General features: G+C 58.8%; 20 protein-coding genes and 1 pseudogene. 6 read left to right on the top strand and 15 right to left on the bottom strand.

The genetic code is table 11. The features are described 5' to 3' along the window. The 4 genes from XH90_RS08875 to XH90_RS08860 all read right to left on the bottom strand — a co-directional run bounded on the left by XH90_RS08875 (position 1) and on the right by XH90_RS08860 (position 4936). Positions 1-1131 (bottom strand): acyl-CoA dehydrogenase family protein, encoded by a 1131-nt coding sequence (locus XH90_RS08875; protein WP_194480485.1) that lies wholly within the window; start codon positions 1129-1131, stop codon positions 1-3. A 23-nt stretch (positions 1132-1154) separates the two neighbouring features. Then, on the bottom strand, positions 1155-2336 hold the full coding sequence (locus XH90_RS08870) for an acyl-CoA dehydrogenase family protein (RefSeq protein ID WP_194480483.1): 1182 nt from the start codon (positions 2334-2336) through the stop codon (positions 1155-1157). Between the two features lie 11 nt (positions 2337-2347). After that, the gene (locus XH90_RS08865) at positions 2348-3085 is read right to left on the bottom strand and encodes an SDR family oxidoreductase (RefSeq protein WP_194480481.1); all 738 of its coding nucleotides are present in this window, start codon (positions 3083-3085) and stop codon (positions 2348-2350) included. 1212 nt (positions 3086-4297) lie between these two features. Next, complete coding sequence (locus tag XH90_RS08860; protein ID WP_194480479.1) at positions 4298-4936, bottom strand: 2-hydroxychromene-2-carboxylate isomerase; 639 nt, start codon at positions 4934-4936, stop codon at positions 4298-4300. A gap of 223 nt (positions 4937-5159) precedes the next feature. Here XH90_RS08860 and XH90_RS08855 point away from each other — a divergent pair, with 223 nt between their 5' ends. Further along, the gene (locus XH90_RS08855; protein WP_194480477.1) at positions 5160-5669 is read left to right on the top strand and encodes a helix-turn-helix domain-containing protein; all 510 of its coding nucleotides are present in this window, start codon (positions 5160-5162) and stop codon (positions 5667-5669) included. 38 nt (positions 5670-5707) lie between these two features. On the opposite strand, the gene XH90_RS08850 is transcribed toward XH90_RS08855, so the two are convergent. The 3 genes from XH90_RS08850 to XH90_RS08840 all read right to left on the bottom strand — a co-directional run bounded on the left by XH90_RS08850 (position 5708) and on the right by XH90_RS08840 (position 11406). Next, complete coding sequence (locus XH90_RS08850) at positions 5708-6922, bottom strand: hypothetical protein (RefSeq protein WP_194480475.1); 1215 nt, start codon at positions 6920-6922, stop codon at positions 5708-5710. 1333 nt (positions 6923-8255) lie between these two features. Continuing rightward, a complete protein-coding gene (locus tag XH90_RS08845; protein WP_194480473.1) occupies positions 8256-9218 on the bottom strand; it encodes a transporter in 963 nt (320 codons plus the stop codon). A 562-nt stretch (positions 9219-9780) separates the two neighbouring features. Next, positions 9781-11406, bottom strand: a complete 1626-nt coding sequence (locus XH90_RS08840; protein WP_194480471.1) for an FAD-dependent oxidoreductase — start codon at positions 11404-11406, stop codon at positions 9781-9783. 380 nt (positions 11407-11786) lie between these two features. On the opposite strand from XH90_RS08840, the gene XH90_RS08835 reads away from it, so the two are divergent. The 5 genes and pseudogenes from XH90_RS08835 to XH90_RS39760 all read left to right on the top strand — a co-directional run bounded on the left by XH90_RS08835 (position 11787) and on the right by XH90_RS39760 (position 14631). Continuing rightward, positions 11787-12812, top strand: coding sequence for an AraC family transcriptional regulator (locus XH90_RS08835; protein ID WP_194480469.1), 1026 nt, complete (start codon positions 11787-11789; stop codon positions 12810-12812). A gap of 383 nt (positions 12813-13195) precedes the next feature. Then, on the top strand, positions 13196-13450 hold the full coding sequence (locus tag XH90_RS08830; RefSeq protein ID WP_194480468.1) for a helix-turn-helix transcriptional regulator: 255 nt from the start codon (positions 13196-13198) through the stop codon (positions 13448-13450). A 221-nt stretch (positions 13451-13671) separates the two neighbouring features. Beyond that, positions 13672-14147 (top strand): annotated as a pseudogene (locus XH90_RS39770) (beta-ketoacyl synthase N-terminal-like domain-containing protein); the annotation flags it as partial. Between the two features lie 12 nt (positions 14148-14159). Beyond that, entirely contained in the window at positions 14160-14462 is a 303-nt protein-coding gene (locus XH90_RS39765; RefSeq protein WP_371748360.1) for a hypothetical protein, read from the top strand. After that, positions 14353-14631 carry a hypothetical protein gene (locus XH90_RS39760; protein ID WP_371748329.1) on the top strand — a complete coding sequence of 93 codons (279 nt, stop codon included), beginning with the start codon at positions 14353-14355 and terminating at the stop codon, positions 14629-14631. Before XH90_RS39765 ends, XH90_RS39760 begins: the two co-directional genes overlap by 110 nt. Positions 14632-14721: 90 nt before the next feature. Here XH90_RS39760 and XH90_RS08820 read toward each other — a convergent pair whose 3' ends face one another. The 8 genes from XH90_RS08820 to XH90_RS08785 form a co-directional block, all read right to left on the bottom strand. After that, a complete protein-coding gene (locus XH90_RS08820; protein ID WP_246755731.1) occupies positions 14722-15270 on the bottom strand; it encodes a helix-turn-helix domain-containing protein in 549 nt (182 codons plus the stop codon). 82 nt (positions 15271-15352) lie between these two features. Next, positions 15353-16618 carry a CaiB/BaiF CoA-transferase family protein gene (locus XH90_RS08815; RefSeq protein ID WP_194480466.1) on the bottom strand — a complete coding sequence of 422 codons (1266 nt, stop codon included), beginning with the start codon at positions 16616-16618 and terminating at the stop codon, positions 15353-15355. Position 16619: 1 nt separating this feature from the next. Beyond that, positions 16620-17417, bottom strand: a complete 798-nt coding sequence (locus XH90_RS08810) for an enoyl-CoA hydratase/isomerase family protein (protein ID WP_246755729.1) — start codon at positions 17415-17417, stop codon at positions 16620-16622. A 679-nt stretch (positions 17418-18096) separates the two neighbouring features. After that, positions 18097-18885 (bottom strand): crotonase/enoyl-CoA hydratase family protein, encoded by a 789-nt coding sequence (locus XH90_RS08805; RefSeq protein ID WP_194480464.1) that lies wholly within the window; start codon positions 18883-18885, stop codon positions 18097-18099. Positions 18886-19173: 288 nt separating this feature from the next. Next, complete coding sequence (locus XH90_RS08800) at positions 19174-20163, bottom strand: tripartite tricarboxylate transporter substrate binding protein (protein WP_194480462.1); 990 nt, start codon at positions 20161-20163, stop codon at positions 19174-19176. A 34-nt stretch (positions 20164-20197) separates the two neighbouring features. Beyond that, positions 20198-21298 (bottom strand): NADH:flavin oxidoreductase, encoded by a 1101-nt coding sequence (locus tag XH90_RS08795; RefSeq protein WP_194480460.1) that lies wholly within the window; start codon positions 21296-21298, stop codon positions 20198-20200. A 69-nt stretch (positions 21299-21367) separates the two neighbouring features. Continuing rightward, a complete protein-coding gene (locus XH90_RS08790) occupies positions 21368-21553 on the bottom strand; it encodes a hypothetical protein (protein WP_194480459.1) in 186 nt (61 codons plus the stop codon). A gap of 131 nt (positions 21554-21684) precedes the next feature. Beyond that, entirely contained in the window at positions 21685-22464 is a 780-nt protein-coding gene (locus tag XH90_RS08785; protein ID WP_194480457.1) for an SDR family oxidoreductase, read from the bottom strand. Positions 22465-22468: the final 4 nt, after the last annotated feature.

Below are 22468 nucleotides of genomic sequence, written 5' to 3'. Positions count from 1 at the left end.
TTAGGCGACGGCGCCGAGCTGCGCGTAACGCAGCACATGGTAGGCGGGATCGCCGAACTGGATGTTGATGGAAGAAATTCGCTTGAAGTAATGACCAACGTTCAACTCCTCGGTCATGCCCATGCCGCCGTGGATTTGCACCGCCTGGTCGGCGACGAATTTGCCCGCATAGCCGACCTTCGACTTGGCTCCGGAGGCGATACGAGACAGCACGGCATCGCCGGTGCTGAGACTAAGATTGAGATGCTGCATCAGGGAAAGCGCCTCCTGATGCGCAATAAACATGTCGACCATTCGATGCTGTAACACCTGGAAAGAGCCGATGGTGGTCCCGAACTGCTTCCGGGTTTTGGAATATTCGAGCGTCGCCGAATTCAACTCGCCTATCGCACCGACAGCTTCCGCGCACAGCGCTCCGATCGCCCGGTCTCGACAGGCTTCCAGCGCCGCGACGCCCTCCCCCGCGTTACCGAGCAAATGCCCGCGAACCTCGCGCAGACTGATTTCGGCGGCCCGGCGGCCGTCGATCGTCTTGAAGCTCTTTAGGCCAAGACCCGCGGCCCGGCGCTCGACCACGAACAGGCTGACGCCGCCGCGATCGTGATTGTGCCCGGAGGTTCGGGCTGAAACGATCAAATAGTCCGCCCAGGGCGCGGCGACGACGGCGGCCTTCTCGCCCGTCAGGACATAATCCTTGCCGTTCCGCAGCGCGGTGGTCGCGACATTGGCGAGATCGAAGCGCGACCCTTTTTCGGTCCAGGCCAACGCCCAGATCTTCGTCCCGGCAATCATATCGGCGATGAAAGCTTCTTTCTGCTCGGCAGTACCTGCTTGTTCGATCAGGCCACCAGCCACCACCGCCGTCTCGATAAACGGCTCGACGACGATATGGCGTCCGAATTCCTGCGCGATGATCATGGTGGACAGTGGCCCGCCGCCGAGGCCGCCGACATCCTCGGAAAACGGTGCGGCGAGCAGGCCGAGTTCAGCAAACGCCTTCCATTGCTCCCGGCTAAATCCTTCTTCGCTCGCGACGATCTTGCGACGCGCTTCAAAATCGTACTGGTCGCGCAGCAAGCGTTGCACGCTGGATCGCAGCAATTCCTGCTCTTCCGTGAACTGGATATCCATCCGATCCTCTCGATAAGCTGCGGCTAGAGACCGAGCACCGCTTTGGCAATGATGTTGCGTTGGATTTCGTTCGACCCGCCGAAGATGCTGAGCTTGCGCGAGTTGAGGTATTTCTCAGATGCGGTGTGTCCGTAGGCGGGACCCGGCATGAAGTGGTTGTCGCTGATCGGCTGCTCGCGAAGAGCGAGCCCGTAGTTGCCGATCGCGCGATGGGTTAATTCGGTGATGTTCTGGAATATCTCGGTACCGCGAATCTTGAACAGTGATGCCGCAGGTCCCGGATCGATTCCGCGCGACATCTGTGCGACGACGCGGAGCTGGGTCGCCTCAAGCGCCAACACGTCAAGCTCAACGCGGGCGATGTCGCGAAGAAACTCGAAATGCGCAGGATCGTCGGCCGGGATCTCGGCCTTCACGATCTGCTTCAGCTTGTTGATATAGCGTGTCGAACGACCGATGCCGGCCATTGTGGTGCGCTCATTGCCGAGCAGGAATTTGGCGTAGGTCCAGCCTTTGTTCTCCTCGCCAACTAGATTCTCGGCGGGAACGCGTACGTTTTCCAAGAAGACGTCGTTTACCTCGTGACTACCGTCGATCGTGATGATCGGACGCACTGTGACGCCCGGCGACCTCATGTCGATCAGGAGGAAGGAGATGCCGGACTGCGGTTTGGCCGTCGGATCAGTACGAACAAGGCAGAAGATCCAGTCCGCGTTCTGGGCCAGCGTGGTCCAGGTCTTATGACCGTTGACGACATAGTGGTCACCATCCCTTACCGCCCTCGTGCGAACGGTCGCGAGATCCGAACCAGAACCCGGCTCCGAATAGCCCTGGCACCACCAGTCCTCCCCAGAAAGGATGCGCGGCAAAAACTTCTTCTTCTGCGCCTCATTTCCGAACGTGTAGATGACCGGGCCAACCATGGTAATACTGAAGGCCAACGGCGGGAGCGTGCCGGCGCGAGACGTCTCCTGATCAAAAATAAATTGGCGCGTGATCGACCACCCAGGACCACCATATTCCTTCGGCCAGAGTGGCGCGATCCACCCCTTGTCGTGAAGGATGCGATGCCAGAGAAGCGACTGCTCCTTGCTCAGGTCCGTCTCCGGATTCGGAACTCGCATCTCCGCCGGATAGTTTTCTGCAATGAAGGTGCGTACTTCCTCGCGAAACGCCGCATCTTCCGGCGAGAGAGCCAATTCCATCGGAAGCGCTCCTACCACTTCTCGCCGAATGGACGGATTTCTAGCTCGAACGTCCAGGCGCTCTTCGGTTGTTGGTAGAGCTGCCAGTAGGACGCAGCGACCGATGATGGCGGCATCAACGCCTCGGGATCGTCGAGTGCATTCGGCCCGAGCGCCTCGATCCGACGCTGCCGCACCCACTCGGTGTCGACGCCGGAATCGATAACGAGATGCGCAACGTGGATGTTCTTTGGCCCCAATTCACGCGCCATAGCCTGGGCGACTGCACGCAGCCCGAATTTGGCGCTCGCAAAGGCCGCAAAGCCGGAGCTCCCGCGCAGCGAAGCGGTCGCGCCGGTGAAGAAGATGTTGCCGCCACCGCGCGGCAACATCAGCCGCGCAGCCTCACGCCCTGCCAGAAAACCGGAATAGCAGGCCATCTCCCAAACTTTTCGGAATACACGTTCGGTAGTATCCAGAATCGGGAAATTGACGTTCGCGCCGATGTTGAAAATGCAAACTTCGAGAGGCGCGTGCTTGTCTGCGTCATTGAGGAAGGAAATGATCTCCTCCTCCTTGCGAGCGTCGAGCGAGCGGGCATGGATCTCGCCCCCTGCTTCCTCAATCTCCTTGACTAAGGGAGCCAATTTATCGCCGTTGCGACGGCCAGCGAATACGGTGAAGCCTTCGGCAGCAAACTTCTTGGCGATCTCCCCGCCGATGTAGTCGCCGGCACCGATCACGGCCACGGTGGCATTTCTCTTCTGCATGCTGCTCTCCTCTTGGACCTGAAATCTTGCTGAACCGGCGGCTCGATCTTTGCGATCTCGGCGAGGTTCCTCTGATGGGTTCTGCCGGTCTCCGACGACCGCTCCCCCGAGCTCCGGGCGAGGTCACCGAGGCACGCCAACCGACGCATTTTCGAGCTCCCCCGCTGCGCCGGCCACTGCTCCTCTCGATCTCGTTGCGGCATAAGTACAGTTCTTTTTTAGAACTAGTCAATGAGTATTTTCAAACCAGACCTCCTTTGCGGCCCTAAAGGCTGACCTACAGAGAAGCTTTCTCAGCTAAATGTGAGTTTTAAATTAGAACGATTGAACCGGTGTCGAGGAGCGGGGTTGCAATTCTCGGGAGGCGAAGAGCTCATCGGAGCTGCGGTGGCTTGGCGGCTCGCGGTAGGCTGCTATGTCGTTTGCATCTGCAGACGCAAGTCTGCAAAATTGCAGGTGCACGTCGATAAATTGTGAGATCTGCCCGTTCAATGGAGGCGCGAACGGGCCAAGCCGTCGCACGAGACCACCGAAGACTGCTCCTCATGGCATGGAAGTCCGTTCGCTACGCCAGCTTTCTGGTCCGCCGCGAGTCGCTCACCATATGATATCCGAGCCGCCTCATCATCATGTTCGCAGAAGCAGCCACCAGTCTTCGAGATGGGAGCGGTTTTGCGACCTATCGGGCGTGAATTGGGCCGACGAACATCCACGTCGTGCACCTTATGATCGATACCGGACTGCTAAGCCATTCGCGCACGCATGAAAGCAGCGAGGTGCCGCGAAACCAAGCCATTTCATCGGGCCTAAAACAGCGGAATACGCGGCGCTGAATCCAAGGCAGAAGATTCCGTGTGCTCGGCGCCCTAGGCGAAGCCCGCCATCGTGCCCGGAAGTTCAGGGCTAGAATGCCGCATTGGCCAGCCATCTTCTCGATCACCTCACGACCTTCCTCGCGCATGTCGATCGCGAGTGAGCAGCGATTTGGGAAAAAGCCCGGAAACCCGACCAGGGCGCGGCTCCGTCGAGAAATATCCCGACGACCGGCTCGATCTTGATTACGTCCGCTCCTTGATCCACCAGAAGGCATCGTCGTGAATGGCCCTGAGACCATCCCCGTCAGTTCAAGGAACCTACCGCCTAGGCGGCGCCGACATGCATTTGTCCGCCCTTGAACTATCCTCTACTAAGAGCGACGCGTTCGCGGCAATTTTATACCGGCTGGGGCGCGCGCTTCTGCATCTGCTCGAGAATCGATTCTTCCACGTCCCGAAGCTGGTCTTTGCCGAAGAACATCTCCTTGCCGACGAAAAAGGTCGGAGATCCGAAGGCGCCACGGTTAACGGCGTCGGCGGTCAAGTCGGCCAGTCGCTTCTTGACGTCGTCATGCTGCGCACGCTCCATCAACCGGTCGATATCGACGCCGGAAGACTTGAATGCGGCGCGGAAGGTTTCGACGTCGTCCATCTTTTTCGGGTTCTCCCACATGTGGTGATACCCCGCGCGAAAGTAAGGCTCGAACACGCCCTCCAATTGGGCGGCGACCGCGCCACGCATCAACATCAAAGTATTGACCGGGAAAAATGGATTCTGTTGAAAATTCGTGATGTTGTGCCGCTGGAAAAAGCGTTTCATTTCGAGCGTATTGTACTCCGGCTTATTCTTGATGCCGCGCAGCGACTCGAAGGGCGACATATTACCGGTGGCCTTAAAAATCCCGCCGAGCAAGATGGGCACATATTGGAACTTCACCCCCGTCCGACGCTCAATTGAGGGAATGACCCTCTCTGCGAGGTAGGCGTTCGGGCTGCCGAAATCGAACAAAAATTCCACCTTCAGCGAATCTGGCACGGGTCTTCTCTCCTAGTTGACAGCAGCAACATCGAGTGTCGCAGGCAGGTAGCAACTTATACTTATCGTTCCAAAATAGAACTGTCAACATTCGCTTGCCTCTCCCAATCTGATGGGCTCAACGGGCTGGCGTTGCTTTTCCACAGTACCCATTTAGAATGAGGATTCACGGAATCCACGACTCCGACCGACGGATCGGGAAAGCTATGCTGGAGTAATTGGAATGAAATGGGACACTCTGGAAGAGGAGCCCTGTTCGCTGGCACGCACTATCGGTGTGATCGGCGACCGGTGGACTCTGCTCATTCTTCGGGAATCTTTCCTGCGCAAGCGACGGTTCGAGCAATTTCAATCGGCACTTGGTATCACACGGCACCTGCTTGCCGAGCGCCTCAAGAAGCTTGTGCGGAACGGTGTTTTACGTCGCGTGCCGTATCAGGAATCTCCTAAACGTTATGAGTACATTCTGACGCAGAAGGGTCTGGATCTCCATCCAATTATGATGGCACTCGTCCATTGGGGAGACACGCACCTGGCGGACGAGCGCGGTCGTCCGATCGTTCATGAGCACAAGAAGTGCGGTAAACTTTTCGATCCTGTCATGGTTTGCTCGGAATGTGGTGAGCCGTTGTCGGCAAAAGACGTCGTCGCGCACCTCGGACCTGGTGCTCATCCCGCTCAATCGACCTCGAATCACGCCACGGCAGCACACCAATCTGACCACGTGGCGTGATCGCGTTGACGTCGATCGGTCCTGGGGATCGGGGCGCGTCAGAAGCACGAGCAGCCGCTTGCCAAGTCGGAAGACCAAGCTCGTTTGATGAGTGTACAAAGTTCGCCCGGCGGAGGAACAAGCCGCGAGACTCGCGCTTTGGACCGCGGGTAGTGCAGCCTGACGTCGGCACCTAGAATAATCGGTAAAACGGCAAACCCAAGCATGTGCCCCTGCGAGCCGATTTCCGTAGGATCCAAGCGGAAGGCTTCCGGGTACGCCAACCCGTCTCCGCTCGGATCGGCCTTCCAACCTAGACGGGTAAGCGAGGAAATATCCACACGAATATGCGGTCGCCGCAGAATGCCCAAAGCGGATCGAAATGCGGCAGCAACGTAGTCGCTCCTTGTAGGTGCCGCCTCCACAATGGCAGCACCCTTCATCTCGAGTATCCTCGCGATATCCTCTCTGCTCTCTTTATGCGCCAGCGCTATCGAAACCAGGCCGAAAAGCGCATCGAAGACCTCGATCTCGTGCCTTGCGCTTCCCAGCACTCGCAAATAGCCCTCAACGAGGCTTGTACCAAGCGATGCTGCCCATCGCGCCGCCGCGGCAGCGAGCCAAACAACTCTTTCCCGCGTTAGAAAGAGAGTCGGCGAGTGGTCTGTCAAAGGAAACGAACGCGGCACTGTTGCCGCTCCTGCAGACGCTCGCACGCTACTGCGCAACAGCACGAGATGAGCCTGCATGCGTAAGAGGGCCGAGTACCGAACTGCAGCGCCGTAACGTGATGGTCCGCTGTGCGCCCACTCATTCAGCGCTGGCTCCCGCCAGCAATCACTCATCTCAACTATCTGTTGGCCAAGCTCGTTCGCGGCAATTCCCATAGTGGGCGCCCATTTGCACAAAGCGTCGAATTCCGAACGCGAAGGCACACTGGTGTGCGAAAAAAATGGAAAGAGCAGTTGTTCGGCTTGCCTCCGTGTTCTCGCGATCTGAGCTCGCAACCGCTCCTTGAAGGCGCTGTTAGCCTCAAAATCGATCCCGTCAAGAGCGGCATTGGTTGCGTGTTCGGAGGCGAGCTCGATGCGCTCCGATGCAATCTCGACGGGCACAGTCATTGTTTTAGTTGAGAGAGCAAGCGCTTCAGGTCGTCTCGCGATGGTCGATAGATGCGCGCGCAACTGCGAATCCTGCTCAAGAGCTAACGCTGCTGCGAGACAATTGGTCAGCTGATCCACTTTCGGCTTTATGCCCGCCGTCAAGTCCAACATTGCCGAACCGATCTCCGCGCTCTAACCTCGATTGAGTGGCACCCCCAAAAGCGGGCAACGATCTCTCAATTTCTTGTGGGGACAATTGCGCCGGTGCCGCGAACCGCAGACTCCCGTTCCAGCCACTTCTGGAAACGCCCGCTCTCAAGACGCTGCTCAGAGCGGGTGGGCCGTGGCATTGCCCCTATGCCCACAGCCCACCCGACCTGCGGCGAGCAGCGATCTTGGAGGCTGACGGCCATCGCTCTCTTCCGAAGTCTTTCCCGACCAACGATCCGCTCGGAGTTCCACGACCCGAGACGCGAACTGAGCTGCATAGCCCACCAACCTCGGCTTCGATCGATTGCTCTATCGAACAATGGAATCCTGCACGGGCCTTGCTCACGGCGACGTCAAAAGCATTGCGTTTCCGGTCGATGGCTATCGCAACGACTCCTAGCGAGACTTGCGCTATGTCCCCGTCAATCGCCGCTTTATCCAGCTGAGCCGTCAATGTTCCCCCTTTTTTAAAAGCCCTGAGACTGTACGGAGCTCTTGCGATGACCTCCTACCTTTTGATGCAATCTGGATCTTACAGTTAACACTGTCAAGTTTATCATCGCGAACAATTAAATTGACACTGTAAATAAAACTATCTAGGTAGGCGGGGTTCGTGACCACTTGTTCACTCCCTTGCATGTCCTCCCGACATGCACTTCTAGGGGCCGCATACGCGGCCCCCTTTTTTTGACCGCTCGCGGTCTCAACCTGCCTCGTGAAGTCACGCAGATGTTCCGAGAAGCACCTGAGACGCAGACACTCGACTTGTCCGACATCCACTCTACGCTTCTTTCTCACACTCCATCCGATGCCGACGGAACACGGCAGGTGATCCATTGTCGGCTGAGCGTGCGCTGAAGCGCCGACGCGCTTGCGGGGCCGACGCTACGTGCGACCAGGTGAAAGCAGTGCCCCTCACCCGGCGCCAGGCACCATCTCGACGACCTCTCCGAGCTGGCTCGATAGCCTGTCGAACTGCTGGACACGAGGCAAGAACGCATGATCATTAGGTCGGTCTCCCCACATACCAGACACGCGGAAAACCACATCAATGTCCGGACCGTCCCTCCGGGTCTCTTCCGGACGGAGTCTTCGAACCCGCCGGGATCAATCCGGATGAGCATGCAGGCGTCTCGCTTCCGGCAAGTTCGGGCAACCATTGCCGCTCGACTTTCGCTACTCGTCCTTCGCGAAAAGAAAGGACCCGTCACCGGGTCCGCAAGTCTTCGAGCTCGGTTTAAAATGTCCAACGTCGTGCGAACGAAAGCCAGCGAGCTATGATCTTTATAAGATACTATTTGTAAACCAGCTTTTTTGGCGCGGCGGCCGGCGCATCAGGTCCCCAGAGCCGATAGCTTAGTTGACCAAAAACGCTCCACCCCTTTATTGCGACCGCCGTGTCCGCCCCAGGGAAGGCGGTGCCGCCGGATGCTTTGGCGGATATCTCGTCAGTCGCCCAAATGTTGAGCTGAACCGGGCCGAAGTTGTAGCCGACAAGTCCGCCTACCGCCCAAATGTCGTATCTGTTCGTGTTGATCGCGTTGCCATAGAAGGCGCTCGAACGGTCATCGGTGATTTGACCGACATAGTATCCGACGGGGCCAATTGTCCAATTTCCAAACTGTTTGGTCGCCGTGAATTCGGCATGTAGGACATCACCAGACTGATACTTGGTTGCCGGATTTCTTGCGTTGAATTCCATGAATAGGTTCGCGGTCAGATTCCAACCGTCCTTGAGATAGGAAACGACGAATTCGGGCTGGTAGGTCCACCAAGTATTCCCGACAGTCCCGTCCGGCACGTACATTCCGAAGCCGGCCTTTACGAAGAAGCCGCTATCTCCAAGTCGCCAGCTCAATTCCCCCGGGACAATGTAGGTATTCTGAAGTCCTGATACAGACGTACCCAGCGGGGCTCCGATCGACACCATTGCTGCAGGCTGCACGATTACCGCATTGTATTGTGCGCCTAGAACTTCCCATCCGGGCACCCACAGCAAGCCAGATGCCACGCCAGCCACCTTTACCGATGTCGGCGCGCCACCGACGTTCGGAGCGCCGGGACCAACTATGTTGGCTTGGTAAGTGTACGCCTGATCAAACATATACAAGCCTGGTGGCGGCGTTCCTGCGGAGCCACCGCCCAAGGTGATTCCGGGCTTTTGCGTGTAACCTGGATAACCGAACTCAAACGCGCGCGCCTGCGTCCAACCGAAAAACGTCATAGCAGCGAAACTCGTCGCCAACAGTCTCTTCATGATCAATCGCCCCCTCAAAGAATATGGACTCGAGTATCCCGAGCCTCACCGCAAGTGAGGATCGAGCGAGGCTGGAGAGATTGCAATGCATCCGATGAGTAATAGTTGTGTTGTTGTTCGTTGAGCACGACTCTTCAAGTAGTTGTTGCTCAGATATCATCTTTGGTACTTCAGATCTCATCGTGAGATGGCGTAGTCAAAGTTATCCGGGTCCGCATCTGGCCGACGACGGTAGCAGCACCGTCTGTCAGTCTCGCTGCGAAGATATGATTCTCGAATTGGAGATTTGCATCTCTTCTTGTGAAGTCCGATTTTGTTGAAGAAGGAAAGCAACTTTTATTGAAAGCGCGGCCGCGCGTACCTAAGCTCGGCGCAACGCCGCTCAGGCAATGTTGCCAACGACAGCAGATCAAAGCACGAGCCTGGCTCGCCGACATGCGGTGGAGCTGCGCAACAGCGGGCGCGCGACATGATGAAGCTATTGGCGTATGGTGATTAGCTCTGGCAGCACGTCGCTACGGCAATGCTCGTGTCCGCTCATGATGAGTCGATAGCGTCGTGATTAGGCGGTTACTAACGCCGGCTCCAGTTGCTCCGAACGCGCCGCTGGTATCCGCGCCATGGCGTACTCCGCGAGTGCCGTGATCGTCAGCGATGGATTGACTCCGGGATTTGCCGGCATCGCCGCGCCGTCGCACACCAGCAGGTTTTGATAACCGAAGACGTGGAGCTGACGATCGACTACGCCGCTCGCGGCGTCGGCGCCGATCACGGCGCCGCCGAGTAAATGCGCTGTGGTCGGAATGTTGCCCAGCGCCTCAAGCAAGTTGCTTTGGGCAATGCCGCCCGTGTGATCGGCCAGCCATTGGGCCGCCTGATTGCCGCTCTCGATGTAGGTCGGGTTAGGTTTGTCGAGGTTCTGTGCGGTAGCAAGCCGATAGCCACGGCCGAACCAGCGTTTCTTGGCGCGCAGCGTGATCGCGTTGTCTAGCGCCTGCATCACCAGAAGCATCACCGCGCGCCGGCTCCAGCCCAGGGGCAGCAACGTCCTGAGCCCCTGAATCGGGTGCATCAACATACTACCCACCCATTTCAGTGGTCGCGTTGCAGGTGTTCCCTTGCCAACCAACACCGTGTAGAGCCCGCCTATGAAGTCGGCGTTGCGGCCATAGGTGATAAACTCGATGTGGGTGTCACGGTTGACGTGCACGCTGCAGCTGATGGCGACGTCATTCCATGTCTTGCGATCCTCCGGCAGGCGCACCGCTAGAACCGATTCACTGTTGGTGCGCACCAGTTCCCCCAGACGATCGCTGACTTTTGGCAGAGAGCCGCCGTGCTTGCAGTTAGCCAGCAGTTCGTTGGTCCCGAGTGAGCCGCCGGCGAAGACCACGCCCCGCGCCGTATGGGTCTGCCGGCCGCGAGCGAACCAGGCACCAGGGCGCTCGCTTGTCACGCGGTAACCTTCGCTACCGTCGGCCGCACCGAGCGGGGTCACGTCAACGACCTCTCGCTCTGCCAGGATTTTCGCGCCGCGCTTTTCGGCGAACCACAGGTAGTTCTTAACAAGCGTGTTCTTAGCGCCGACGCGGCAACCCACCATGCAGGCGCCGCAACGCGTGCACCCGGTCCGGTCGGGCCCTTCTCCCCCAAAGTAAGGATCCTCGACTGTCTTGTTCGGCTCACCAAAGTACACGGCGCAAGGCGTGCGGGTGAACGTGCCTTCGGTTCCAAAGTGACGCGCCATCTCGCGGATCAGTTGCTGATTGACCGAGTCGAATGGCACGGGCGTCACGCCAAGCATCTGCTCTGCGGTGTCGTAGTGGGGCTGCAGAATCTCGTTCCAGCTGCCGAGCGCAGACCACTGCGCATTCTCGAAGAACTCGGATTTGGCGCGATAGAGCGTGTTGGAGTACACGAGGCTGCCGCCACCGACGCCGGCGCCGCTGAGGGCAAAGACGTGTCGGAACAATGCCATCCGGAATATGCCCTTCAAGCCCAGCATTGGAGCCCAAACGAACTTGCCGAAATCCCAGGTGGACTTAGGGAAATCCTGGTCGCGATAGCGTCTCCCTCGTTCCAGCACACCGACACGGTAGCCCTTCTCCGCGAGGCGTAGCGCCGAGACGCTGCCGCCAAACCCGGAGCCTATGACGAGCCAATCGTAGTCAAAATTCGTATTCCTCAAAACACCCCCCACTTCTCAGCCCCCCCGCCGAGCCAGGCGTGGTTGGGCTCGCAACGGCCGGGTTTTCCGGCTTCGGATTCTTCCACTTCGATGAGGTGAATGGTCCGCCATTCAAGGCGAGCCGGCCAGGCGAGACACTTCGGCCGGCTTTTCCGGCGGGCCTGACAGGATACTTGGCTCAAGCGCTAAGAGAACTCGTCGATTGCCTCCAGGCCGCTTTCGCGTTCCTTGGCGCGTCAATGTTTCCTCGTGGACATTTCCTGGTTACGGATTCATTGCAGCGATCCGGTGCGTATTGCTTAGTGCGACCGACGCCGATGAGCGATTGTTGAAGTTGCCAAAAATTTGTCTTAGGTTGCCATCTCGGCGGGGCATCATCCATGAGCAGAGCCAGTAGGGCAGCGCGCACAATCTCCAACGAGCTCCGCTCGTCATGGTTCGAACCTAGTCTCCACTCCGCCTATTTCCGTATCTCGTCCAAGCTCATTGCCTCCCATCCGGCTGTCATCACCGGGCCGCCCCGACTGCTGCCGCTCATTGACTTTCTACCTTTGCTTGAGGCGTTCCGTGCCATCGAGCGACCCGAGGGGGGCATCGAGTTAGGCTTAGCTATCCCCTTTTTTGCACACGGACCAGCAGGTCTTTCCGCATTGTGCAGCGACACCCTTTGGGACGCGATGGTGACGATCGTGCGCTACACGCCGGTTCGCAACGCCATGTTCGATCGCCGATGTTTTCAGCAGGGCGATGCGGCGATACTCGAATTCTGGCCCCGTTTGCATCTGGGTGGTTTTGAGAAGTTCTTCGGGTACACTACCGTGCTCGCCCTCTACAATATTTTGCGGGCCATCTCGGAAGACGTGGCATCCGACTCAACTCGCCTCACCTTCCCGTGGGAGATGCCGAGCAATCTGCGAATTTCAGATAAGGTGCCCACCACCTTCGGCTTCGACGAACAGTTCCTGAGCATTCGAGTGCCGCTGGAAATGGCGATGGAGCCATCAGCGAGCGCCGATCCTGACCTATGCGAACGGCTCAAGATGGCCGGTGAAGACGAGCTTACCAGATTGATAGGCGGCACGGCAGCCAAGGTCCGCGAGCTGCTTCGGCAAAAAGCACCTGCATGGCCGTCACTGCAGGAAGTGGCTGATGAGCTCGCCACGTCAAAACGGACTCTGATCAGAAAGCTGGAATCGGAGAAGTTGAGCTATAACGTTTTGCTCGACGATGCTCGCAAGGAGTTAGCTTGCCGCCTATTGCGCAGCTCGGACATGCAGCTTTCCAAAATCGCAGAGCAAGTCGGCTTCAGCGATCAAGCTGGTTTCGCCAGAAGTTTCCGACGTGTGCAAGGCTGTAGTCCCAGTCAGTACAGAGCCAGTTTCCGGCGCGCCGCGGACTTGGCCTGATCAAAGGCCTATAGAGGCCGACATGCGCGGGAGCTTCGCGTCAGATCATTTTCACGCGTGCGCGCCTTAGTTACCGCGCATCTTGGGTGATTCACACCAAAACCACGCGCGGAGCAACATCTCCGCCATTGCTCCGTAACAACGCCGCGTAGCAATTCGAGCGGATCGAGCTTCGCTTCGCCTTGTACACCTGATGCGACGTTCGAAGCCGCGAGCGTGACAACGTGCTACGCCCCGAGAGAGTTTTTAGCGGCCGCAGTTCCCCTGAATAGTTGACGCTGTTAAATTAACTGATAGCATCCGACCAAATTCTAGTACGTTGCCGTTATCAGCGACGCCAAGGTCATCGCTAGAATGACCATTTTCCCCTGGGGACGAAATCAATGTTGGTCATATCACGGCAGATCAAGGCCGCGCGAGTGCTGGCCGGGTGGGAGCAGTACGAACTTGCTGTAAAAACCGGTCTGGGCATATCGACCATTCGCCGACTGGAGGCTTTGGAAGGCAAGATTTGCGCTCATTTCGACACTGTCGAGCGAATAAGGAGAGCGTTTGCGGAGGCAGGAGTGAGCTTTCTGGGGTATCCCTGTCCCGGCGTAAAATTAGACTGCGTCGACAAAACCCAGGAAAATGCTTGAGCGAAATTACTCGACGCCCGACAGAACTGAGAAGAACGAACGACAGCGCACGCGTCGATGCGGCAATCGACGAATCTTTCGGAAGCGCGAATGCAACCGGGAACATTCCAGCGATCAGAGGCTCAAGTGCTGTTTTGCGCCTCCACGAGCCTGACGCTCCAGCCCGGTTTGTGCCGCAGCACCTTCCTTCAAAACCCGTATAGCCCAAGGATCAAAGAAGGATGGATCGCTTTATCCTCTTCGCACTGGTCGCCGCGGCCGAGGCCATTGCGCAGGCAGCTTGGACCCCTTCCGACGCGCATTCGCTGGAGCGCACGGCGACCGTGATTGCATCTGGCATCGGGGGCTTTCCGGCAATCGTCGAGGCGGTCCGCACCACGGATCAGCGCGGGATCAAGCGCCTCTCGCCGTTCACCGTGCCGTCTTTTCTCGCGAATCTCGCGGCCGGTCATATCTCGATCCGCTACGACTTCAAGGTCCCGTCGGTACACCGGTCACCGCTTGCGCCGCGAGCGTGCAGGCGATCGGCGATGCCGCACGCCTCATCCGAACCGGAGAAGTGGACGTTGCGGTTTGCGGCGGCTCGGAAGCGTGCATCGATCTCGTGAGCCTCGGCGGTTTCGCCCCTGCCCGGGCCCTTTCGACCGGATTCAACGAAACGCCAGCTCGCGCATCCCGCCCCTTCGACCGCGACCGCGACGGCTTCGTCATGGGCGAAGGCGCCGGTATCCTCGTCATTGAAGAGTTGGAACACGCGCTCCGCCGTGGTGTCCAACCGATTGCCGAAATCGCAGGCTATGGCACGACGGCGGATGCCTACCACATCACGTCGGGACCGGAGGACGGCGACGGCGCGAGCCGCGCCATGGAAGGTGCCTTGCGCCAGGCCGGCCTCAAGCCCGGTGAATATCCAGCATCTCAACGCCCATTCCACCTCGACGCCGGTTGGCAACGTTTCCGAACTGGAAGCGATCAAAACGGTGTTCAGCCGCAACGGAACAATTGCCGTTAGCGCCACAAAATCGGCGACCGGTCACCTGCTCGGCGCAGCCGGAGGAGCGGAAGCAATCTTCACGATCCTGCGCTACGCGACCAAGTCGCACCACCCACTCTCAATCTCGAAAATAGCGACGCGGCCGCCGATGGCGTCGACCTCGTGTCGCGTGAGGCCAGGCGCATGACAATGCAGCATGCGATTTCGAATGGCTTAGGTTTCGGAGGCGTCAACGCCAGCATCATCTTTCGGCGTTGGGAATGACGCCGGAGCGCTCTTACTTGCGCTTTCCTCGCTTGACCGTCGCCCTTGCGTCAGCCGCATCGCGATCAGCAGCACCACCGCCAAATCGCTTACGATTGAACTGGACGGCGCCAGAACCCGCCATAACTTCGACGTCCTCAAGCCGCAGCGGCTTGCCGCCAGTCGTCCGCAATTCCGGATATTCGATCGGGCGCCCGGCAATGCGGTCGCGGAACACAACCTGCGGCCCGGCCGGCTCCGCCAGCCAGTCGTCCCCCCATTTCTTCAACGCGAGATAGGCCGGAAAGAAATCGCGTCCCTTCTCGGTCAGAACGTACTCGTATCGACCCGCGTGTTCGGGAAGTGGCACCCGCGTCATCACGCCGGCATCGACAAATTTCCTCAGCCGGGTGCTCAAGATATTGGGAGCAATCCCAACATAGTATTCGAACTCGTCGAAACGTTTGACGCCGTAGAAGGCCTCCCGCAGGATCAAGATCGACCAGCGATCACCGACCACCTCCATAGCGCGCGCCATGGAACATTCCTTGTTCGCAAGACGGCTTTGCTTGACACTGGACATAGCTTTTTCAACCCCGAACTCGGCTCATATCATATTGAGCTGGATTCGTGCATGTCCAGTGCGCCCTTCGGCGTTTGATCAATCAGGCGGCCTGCCCCGGCTCGGCTTCCGGCTTGGCAACGATCTCGGGCTGTAGCACACGCCGATGCGAAACGAGCACGCCAGCTTCGGTTAGACGCTTCAATTCTGCCTCGCTGACGCCGAGTTCGCTGAAGACCGCGAAATTGTGCTCGCCCTGAAAGGCAGGCGTACCAATCGGAGTCAACTCTTCCGCGGAAAAATGCCACGGCCGGCCCGGCAACCGGTACTCGCCGCCGCTGCGGTCCGAGACGCGTTGGACAGCGCCCCAGTAATCGCTCCATTCGGACGCCGTGAGCTCCTTGATCGAGCGGATCTCGCCCATGGCGATCTTGGCCTCGTCGAATTGGGCGTCGAGGCTCGCCATATCGGGGAAGGTTAGGATCCAGGACTGGATGATCTGGTGCAGCACGCCGAAATTCAAGCGGCGCGCGGCAGCGCTGGAGAAGCGCGGATCATCCATCAGGTCGACCCGGCGCATGGCGCGCAGCCACGACGGAAAGGTCCGGCTGCCGACGATGCTGGTCGCGACGGTGAAGTGCTCGCCTTGCGGCCCTGTGAAGAACGAGCAATCGGTCGCCCCGAGCACCGCAGGCTCCGCACCGATGTCGTCGTCGGACAGATCGACATGCGCGCGTTCGTTGACCGCGAGCAGCGTCGCCGCCATGGCGACGTCGATATACTGGCCTTGCCCCGTCTTCTGCCGACTGTTGAGGGCTGCGAGGATTGCAATCACAGCCTGCAACCCGGCGTAAACGTCGGCATGCGACAGGCTGTCGGTACGCGGCTCCGTCAGCGCGCTGCCATAGTGACGGACGCTGTTTTCGGTGAAGCCGGCCTCGGCCTGCACGGTCGGCGCATAAGCCATCCGGCTCCGCCATGGTCCACCCTGCCCATAGCCGGTGATCGACGCGTAGATCAGGCGCGGGTTGCGTTTCGACAACGTCGCGTAATCCAAGCCGAAGAAACCCAGCGTGCCCGCCCGGAAATTTTCGACCACGATATCGGCCGTGTCGCATAGTTTCAGCGCCATTTCGTAGGCGCCCGGAATATTGAGATTGATACTGACATTCCGTTTGCCAGCATTTTGCTGGGCGTAATAGCCCGACATGCCGTCGGTCGATGGAAACGCGAAGCGCGAAACATCGGGGCTTGGCGGTTCGATCTTGATCACCTCGGCGCCAAGATCCTGCAGCGTCCGCGCGCACAGCGGGCCGGCCAACACGCGGGAGAAATCGACCACACGGATTCCACTGAGAGGGCCACTCATGTCAGCGTCCCGCGAACTTGGCGAGACCGGGCCCGTTCTTGCGGAATGACGCAAGACCGGTCTTGAGGTCTTCCGAGGCCCAGATCGGCGCCTGTACTCTTGCCATCGCCTCGTCCGCAGCTACCACGCCTTGGTTAACCGCGATATGCGCGAGTTCCTTGGTCGCGGCATGCGCCACGGTCGGTCCTTGCGCAAACTCCTCCGCGATGGCCATCGTCGCCGTTTCCAACGATTCTTCCGGGACAGTAAGATTAATCAATCCCCACTTCTCCAGCGTCGGCGCATCATAGCGTCGCGCCAGCATCGACATTTCCTTTGCGCGTTGCGCACCGATCCGCTGCACCTGACGCTGGATTCCTCCCAGCAAGGGATGCAGCCCAAGCGTCGCCTCGACCGAGCCGATCTTCGCCGAAGAGGCCGCAATGATATAGTCGCACGACAGCGCAAGCTCGAGCCCGCCACCCAGGCAGACGCCGTGAACGCTCGCGATCAGCGGAATCGGCAATAGCTCCATGAAGCGCAGAAACTCGACACCGTTCAGCCGCCGATTCTCGCCATCCTGATCGATGCTCTCCGCCGCGACCCGCTTATCGAAGATGTCGAGATCGGCACCGGCGGAGAAATGCCGCAGTCCGCTACGGATGACGATGGCGCGGCTGCCGGCCGTTTGCGCCTCCTCCACCTGCGCCACGATCGCGTTGATGAGCTTGGGGCCGAGCAGATTGTACGGCCGGTACACCATGGTCAAGACAGAGATATTGCCGCGCTCTTCGCGCGTCACAAATGCTTCCTCGGACAAAGCTGCCTCCTTTGTCTGCGGCCTCTCGCGACCGCAGTATTTTGGCTATGAACGCATAGTTACATCATGACTTGCATTTTGCAAGCTACATTCCTGAATCAACTGCCTTGGCGCTCGACCCGATTTTCCAAGACGCCGGTGTTCTCGACTCGAGCTCGATGCTATCCTCGTGCTTGAGATACCGGACACGTTCGAGGCCGCAGCCGTTGCCCACGGTACCAGCGCCGATGAACTCAACGCCGGTGAGAGAGGCTGATATCCAAGCTGAATCCAAGCTATTGCTTGAGCACGGGCTTGCGCTTGTGAACGAAGGCACGCGCCACCTCTTTGTTTCTTGGTCGTTCGCGCCGACCGGACCATGTATTCCGCCTCCTGGTACATCGAATCCAGAAGATCGACGGTCAGGGCATGGTCAAAGGTTGTCCTTCACGCTCGCCAAAGCGAGACGTGCTGCCGCAGGTTTTTGCGATCGATGATGAAGCTGCCGTCACTCTCGCTCCTCATCATCGCGAGATGTACCACATGATGACCTTATCACCCGCCCTGATCTTATTGTTGCCGAGCGTGGTATCGACCAGCGCGACAACGTGAAGCAAAATCGAGACGCCGGTTCTCACGCGCACGACGCCGGCTGTGTCCCGCTTCGCAGCTGCGCGGCCACGTGAGATCGACGGGACCTCTATTTCCCACGGAATATTGCAGAGCGACGTTCCACGAAAGACTGGATGCCTTCTTTCATGTCTTCGCTGCTAAGGACGCGTTCCTTGATCTTCGGGATGTAGTCGATCGCAGCTTTTTCGCCGGCCTCGATGTATTTCAGCGCAGCTTCCTTGGTTACCTGAATGCCGATCGGAGCGTTCTTGGCGATCAGGTTCGCAATCTCCATTGCACGCGCGATCTGTTGGCCGGGTGCAACGACCTCCTGAACAAACCCTATCTTGTGAGCCCGGACCGCATCGAACTCGTCGCACAGGAACAAGTGATACATCGCGTCTCCCCAGCCGGCCCGGGTCAGATAGCGAAAGTGCGCGCCACCAAGCGGTGCAATCCCGCGCTTGGATTCCATCTGGCAGAACCGGGCGTCATCGGCCGACACGACGATATCACCGGCCAGCATCATTTCGATTCCGATCGTGAAACAGATCCCCTGTACCGCCGTCACGATCGGCTTGCGGCACCGGCTTTTCAGTGCGAACGCATCGATGCTGCCAGGCTTGATCTCGGTATTCTCGGCTTTGGGTCCGAAGAACTTCGGCATATCCAGCCCAGCCGTGAAATCCGGGCCTTCGGCACAGAGCACCCCGACCCAATAATCGTCCGTCCGATCGAGAAGCGTCATCGCATCCGACATCTGCGCCATCATCTGCGGACTGAACGAGTTCTTCTTCGCCACGTTGTCGATGATAATCTTGAAGACGTGACCGTGCACCTCGGTGCGGATTTGCCCGACCTGGATTTTCTCGCTCATAGCCAACCTCCCGCATTTTCAAGGCAAACAGTTCGACGGCTCAGTGAACCCTGGCCACGGTCTCGTCCACTCAAGATTTCAACCCGACACTCTGAAACGACAGTCTGAACACGGGCAAAAAACGTTGGATAAGCGTTATTCAGTGGCGGCTGAGGGCTTCCAAGAACGTTTCGAAGAACTCCCATTCATCGCAGATACTGGCGCCTCTGGCTTCGACTTCCCGGATGTTAACGCCGACGCACGTTGGTTCGAAAATTTGGCAATGGAAATTCTGCGCCGGCATTACCGCTATTGTGGCTGCAGATTTAGCGCGCGCACCATGGCAATGTATTTTTCGCGCTCACTTTTGAGAAAGGCCTCGGCCTGATCGACACTCATTGGTTCCAGTCGTCGGGAGGCATCCCTCTGGATCCGTGCGAGGTTATCTTCGCTTGTGGTCCATTCATTCATCGCCTCGTTCAACCGAGTGACAACCTCATCCGGCGTGCCGGGCGGCGCAAACAGCGCCGACCAGAGACTGTATTCGAAATTCTTGCCCCATGCGCTCTCACCAATCGTCGGCACGTCCGGCAGGGCTGGATTGCGACTCGCGCTGGCGACGGCGATCGCCTTGACTTGGCCGGTCTGGATCAGGCTGAGCGTCGAGCCGCCTAGTGGCGCAAAGGTGAGGTCAATGTGTCCACCCGACATGTCGGCCAGCACCGGCGCGACGCCCCTGTAGGGCACTTCCAGAAATTTCGCGCCGGTCCGCTGCTGCAAATCCGCGCCAACGATATGCGATGTCGAACCGGTGCCCCAATGAGCCAGCGTCAGCTCCTTGCTGCCGGGCCTGCGCGCATAGGCGATCATTTCGTCGACGTTCTTGAAGGAATGAGCGTTGCTGGACAAGAGGACAAAATCGGAGATCCCGACCACTCCTAGCAGGCGGAACTTGTCAGCCTGGTATTTCGCGGAGGCAACCATGAAGGGCGCGACCAGGAAATCCGTGCCTGCTGTGCCGAGCAGCGTGTAACCATCAGGACCGGCCCTGAGGACAGCCATGACGCTGATCGACCCGTTGGCGCCAGGAACGTTCTCGGTAATCAGAGAAGAGCCGAGATTGCGCTGCAGCACGATATTCGCAGCTCGGATCGACACATCCGCCGGGCCGCCGGCGGGGAAAGCCACCTTGATCGTGATCGGCTTATTTGGGTAGCCCTCTGCCCTGGCGGCGGGGCTCGCGCCGACGGCAAGCGCGGTCAGCACCAGCCCTTGCATGCAGATTCTTGAGAGGTTCATGGTGGATCCCGGTTGAATTGTCTTTTTCGCAGGCTCAGCTCAGCGCCGCGAACGCGGTCCGTTCGAAAGCCATCAGTTCTTCCGTCCGGCCGTCACGTACCTTCAATAGCCAGTGCGGATCCTGAAGGAGTGCCCGGCCCACCGCGACGAGATCGAACTCCTCGCGATCGAGGCGGCGGATCAGCTCGTCAAGTGATGCCGGACGGGAACTCTCGCCGCTGTATGCGGCAATGAACTCGCCGGTCAAACCGACTGACCCGACCGAAATCGTCGGCACTCCCGTCACCTTCTTGGCCCACCCCGCGAAATTCAAATCGGAGCCATCGAACTCGGGCTCCCAGAAGCGCCGTTGTGAGCAATGCAAAATGTCGACTCCTGCGTCGACCAGAGGTTTGAGCCAGGCTTCCAATGCGCGAGGCGTATCGGCCAGCTTCACTTCATAGTTCTGCTGCTTCCACTGGCTGATCCGGAGCAATATCGGAAAATCCGTTCCGACCGACTTGCGCGTCGCGCGAACGATATCAGCGGCAAACCTGGCCCGGCCGGGCAGATCCTTGCCTCCATAGGCGTCCTCGCGGCGATTGGTACCCTCCCAAAAGAACTGATCAATCAGATAGCCGTGCGCGCCGTGCAATTCGACTGCATCGAACCCCAAACGCTTCGCCGCGAGCGCCGCATCGGCGAAAGCGCGAATGGCGTCTGCGATGTCCTCGTCGCTCATCGGCTCGCCGAACTTTTTCTCCGGTCGCGACAGGCCTGACGGACTGTCGTAGGCACCGGGAGGAGACCAATTCTGAGCGCGTCCGCGAACGGCTCCGACGTGCCATAGCTGCGGTGCCATCAGGCCACCCGCGGCGTGCACCTCGTCAACCACACGCCGCCACCCCGCCAGCTCCTTCGCGCCATGAAAGCGAGGAACATTTGGATCGTTCAGGGATGCCGGACGATCGACACCCGTACCCTCCGAGATGATGAACCCGACCGCTCCTTCGGCACGGCGGCGGTAGTACCGGGCGACGTCTTCGCTCGGAATTCCGTCCGGAGAGAATGAGCGCGTCATCGGCGCCATAACGACCCGGTTCGGAAAGTTTAGTTCTTTCAGCCGGAAAGGTCGAAAAAGTACGTCGCCGGACATTTGCCCTCTATGATTCAGTTGGCGGCTTTGCGGACTCAGATCACCTGCATTGCACCTCAAACGGCCAGTTCACTTGCCCTCGGCGCTGAGTACGTTGCCGAATTGCTCCCAAATGGTCCCATTCCAGCGCTGCAGTTTTAGCTGCGTGTACGCCATGCCGCTTTCCGAGCCCGTGTCGATCGTGACGCCCGGCGCGACAATGAAAGTAAATAGTTCTAAAATAGAACTGTCAAGATGACTTGAGCGTTCGCGCACCCAGAACGCAAATCATTCGCTGGCTCGCACCAACCGCCGCGCGCCACAATGTCGCGCGAACACTGGCTGAAGCTGGCAACCGGGAAAGCGAGATCGGGCGCTACGCAGGTCGGCATTGAATTAAGTGAGAGTCACCATTTCTCGACCCACGGCCGGAGCACGACTTCGAACGCCCAAGTCGACCGGTGTTGGCGATGCAGGTGCAGATAGGTGTGTGCGATATGGACGGGGTCCGCCATATCGTCGTCGACAGTCGTTCCGGCGAACCGGTGCGAGCGGGTCCCGTCCTCCTGCGTCCAGCCGACCGCGGCGTCGATCGGCACATTCGCTACGTGAACGCCCTGCGGCATCAGTTCTCTCGCCATGCTTTGTGCGAGTCCGGACTTGGCATGACATGCCATTGCAAATGCGCCACTTGACGGAAAGCCTTTGAGCGATGCGCTGGCGTTCGTGAAGATGATCGTTCCTCTCGCACCATTGGCATCTGGTTCATTTCCGAGCATGAGACGAGCTGCTCGTTGCCCAACCAAAAACGCGCTGAACGCCGAATTTCGAAGCGTTTCGAACGCCATGGCAGGGTCCGCTTCGATAATGTTCTTGCGGAAGATGCCGGGAACCCGGCCGTCGATGTTGTGCACAACAAGCCTCGGCGTCCCGATGTCTTGAACGACATCCTCGAACAGCCGTGCCACGGCTGCCGGTTCGCTTGCATCGCAGGCGTACCGACGCACGCCATACGCCTTCTCGAGAGTTCGAAGGACCTCTTTTTCGGGATTCCTGGCTGCAACACCGACACGCATGCCACTTTCCGCGAACAGCCTGGCGCAACTCGAGCTGATGCCCGGTCCGCCGCCGACAATGAGAGCAACGCCTTGGGTGAACGTTTGGGTGTCGCGGTTAGATTGAGTCATGTTG

The sequence above is a fragment of the Bradyrhizobium sp. CCBAU 53338 genome (assembly GCF_015291665.1).
Taxonomy (GTDB): Bacteria; Pseudomonadota; Alphaproteobacteria; order Rhizobiales; family Xanthobacteraceae; genus Bradyrhizobium.
This window is presented reverse-complemented; position numbering and strand designations above follow the sequence as displayed.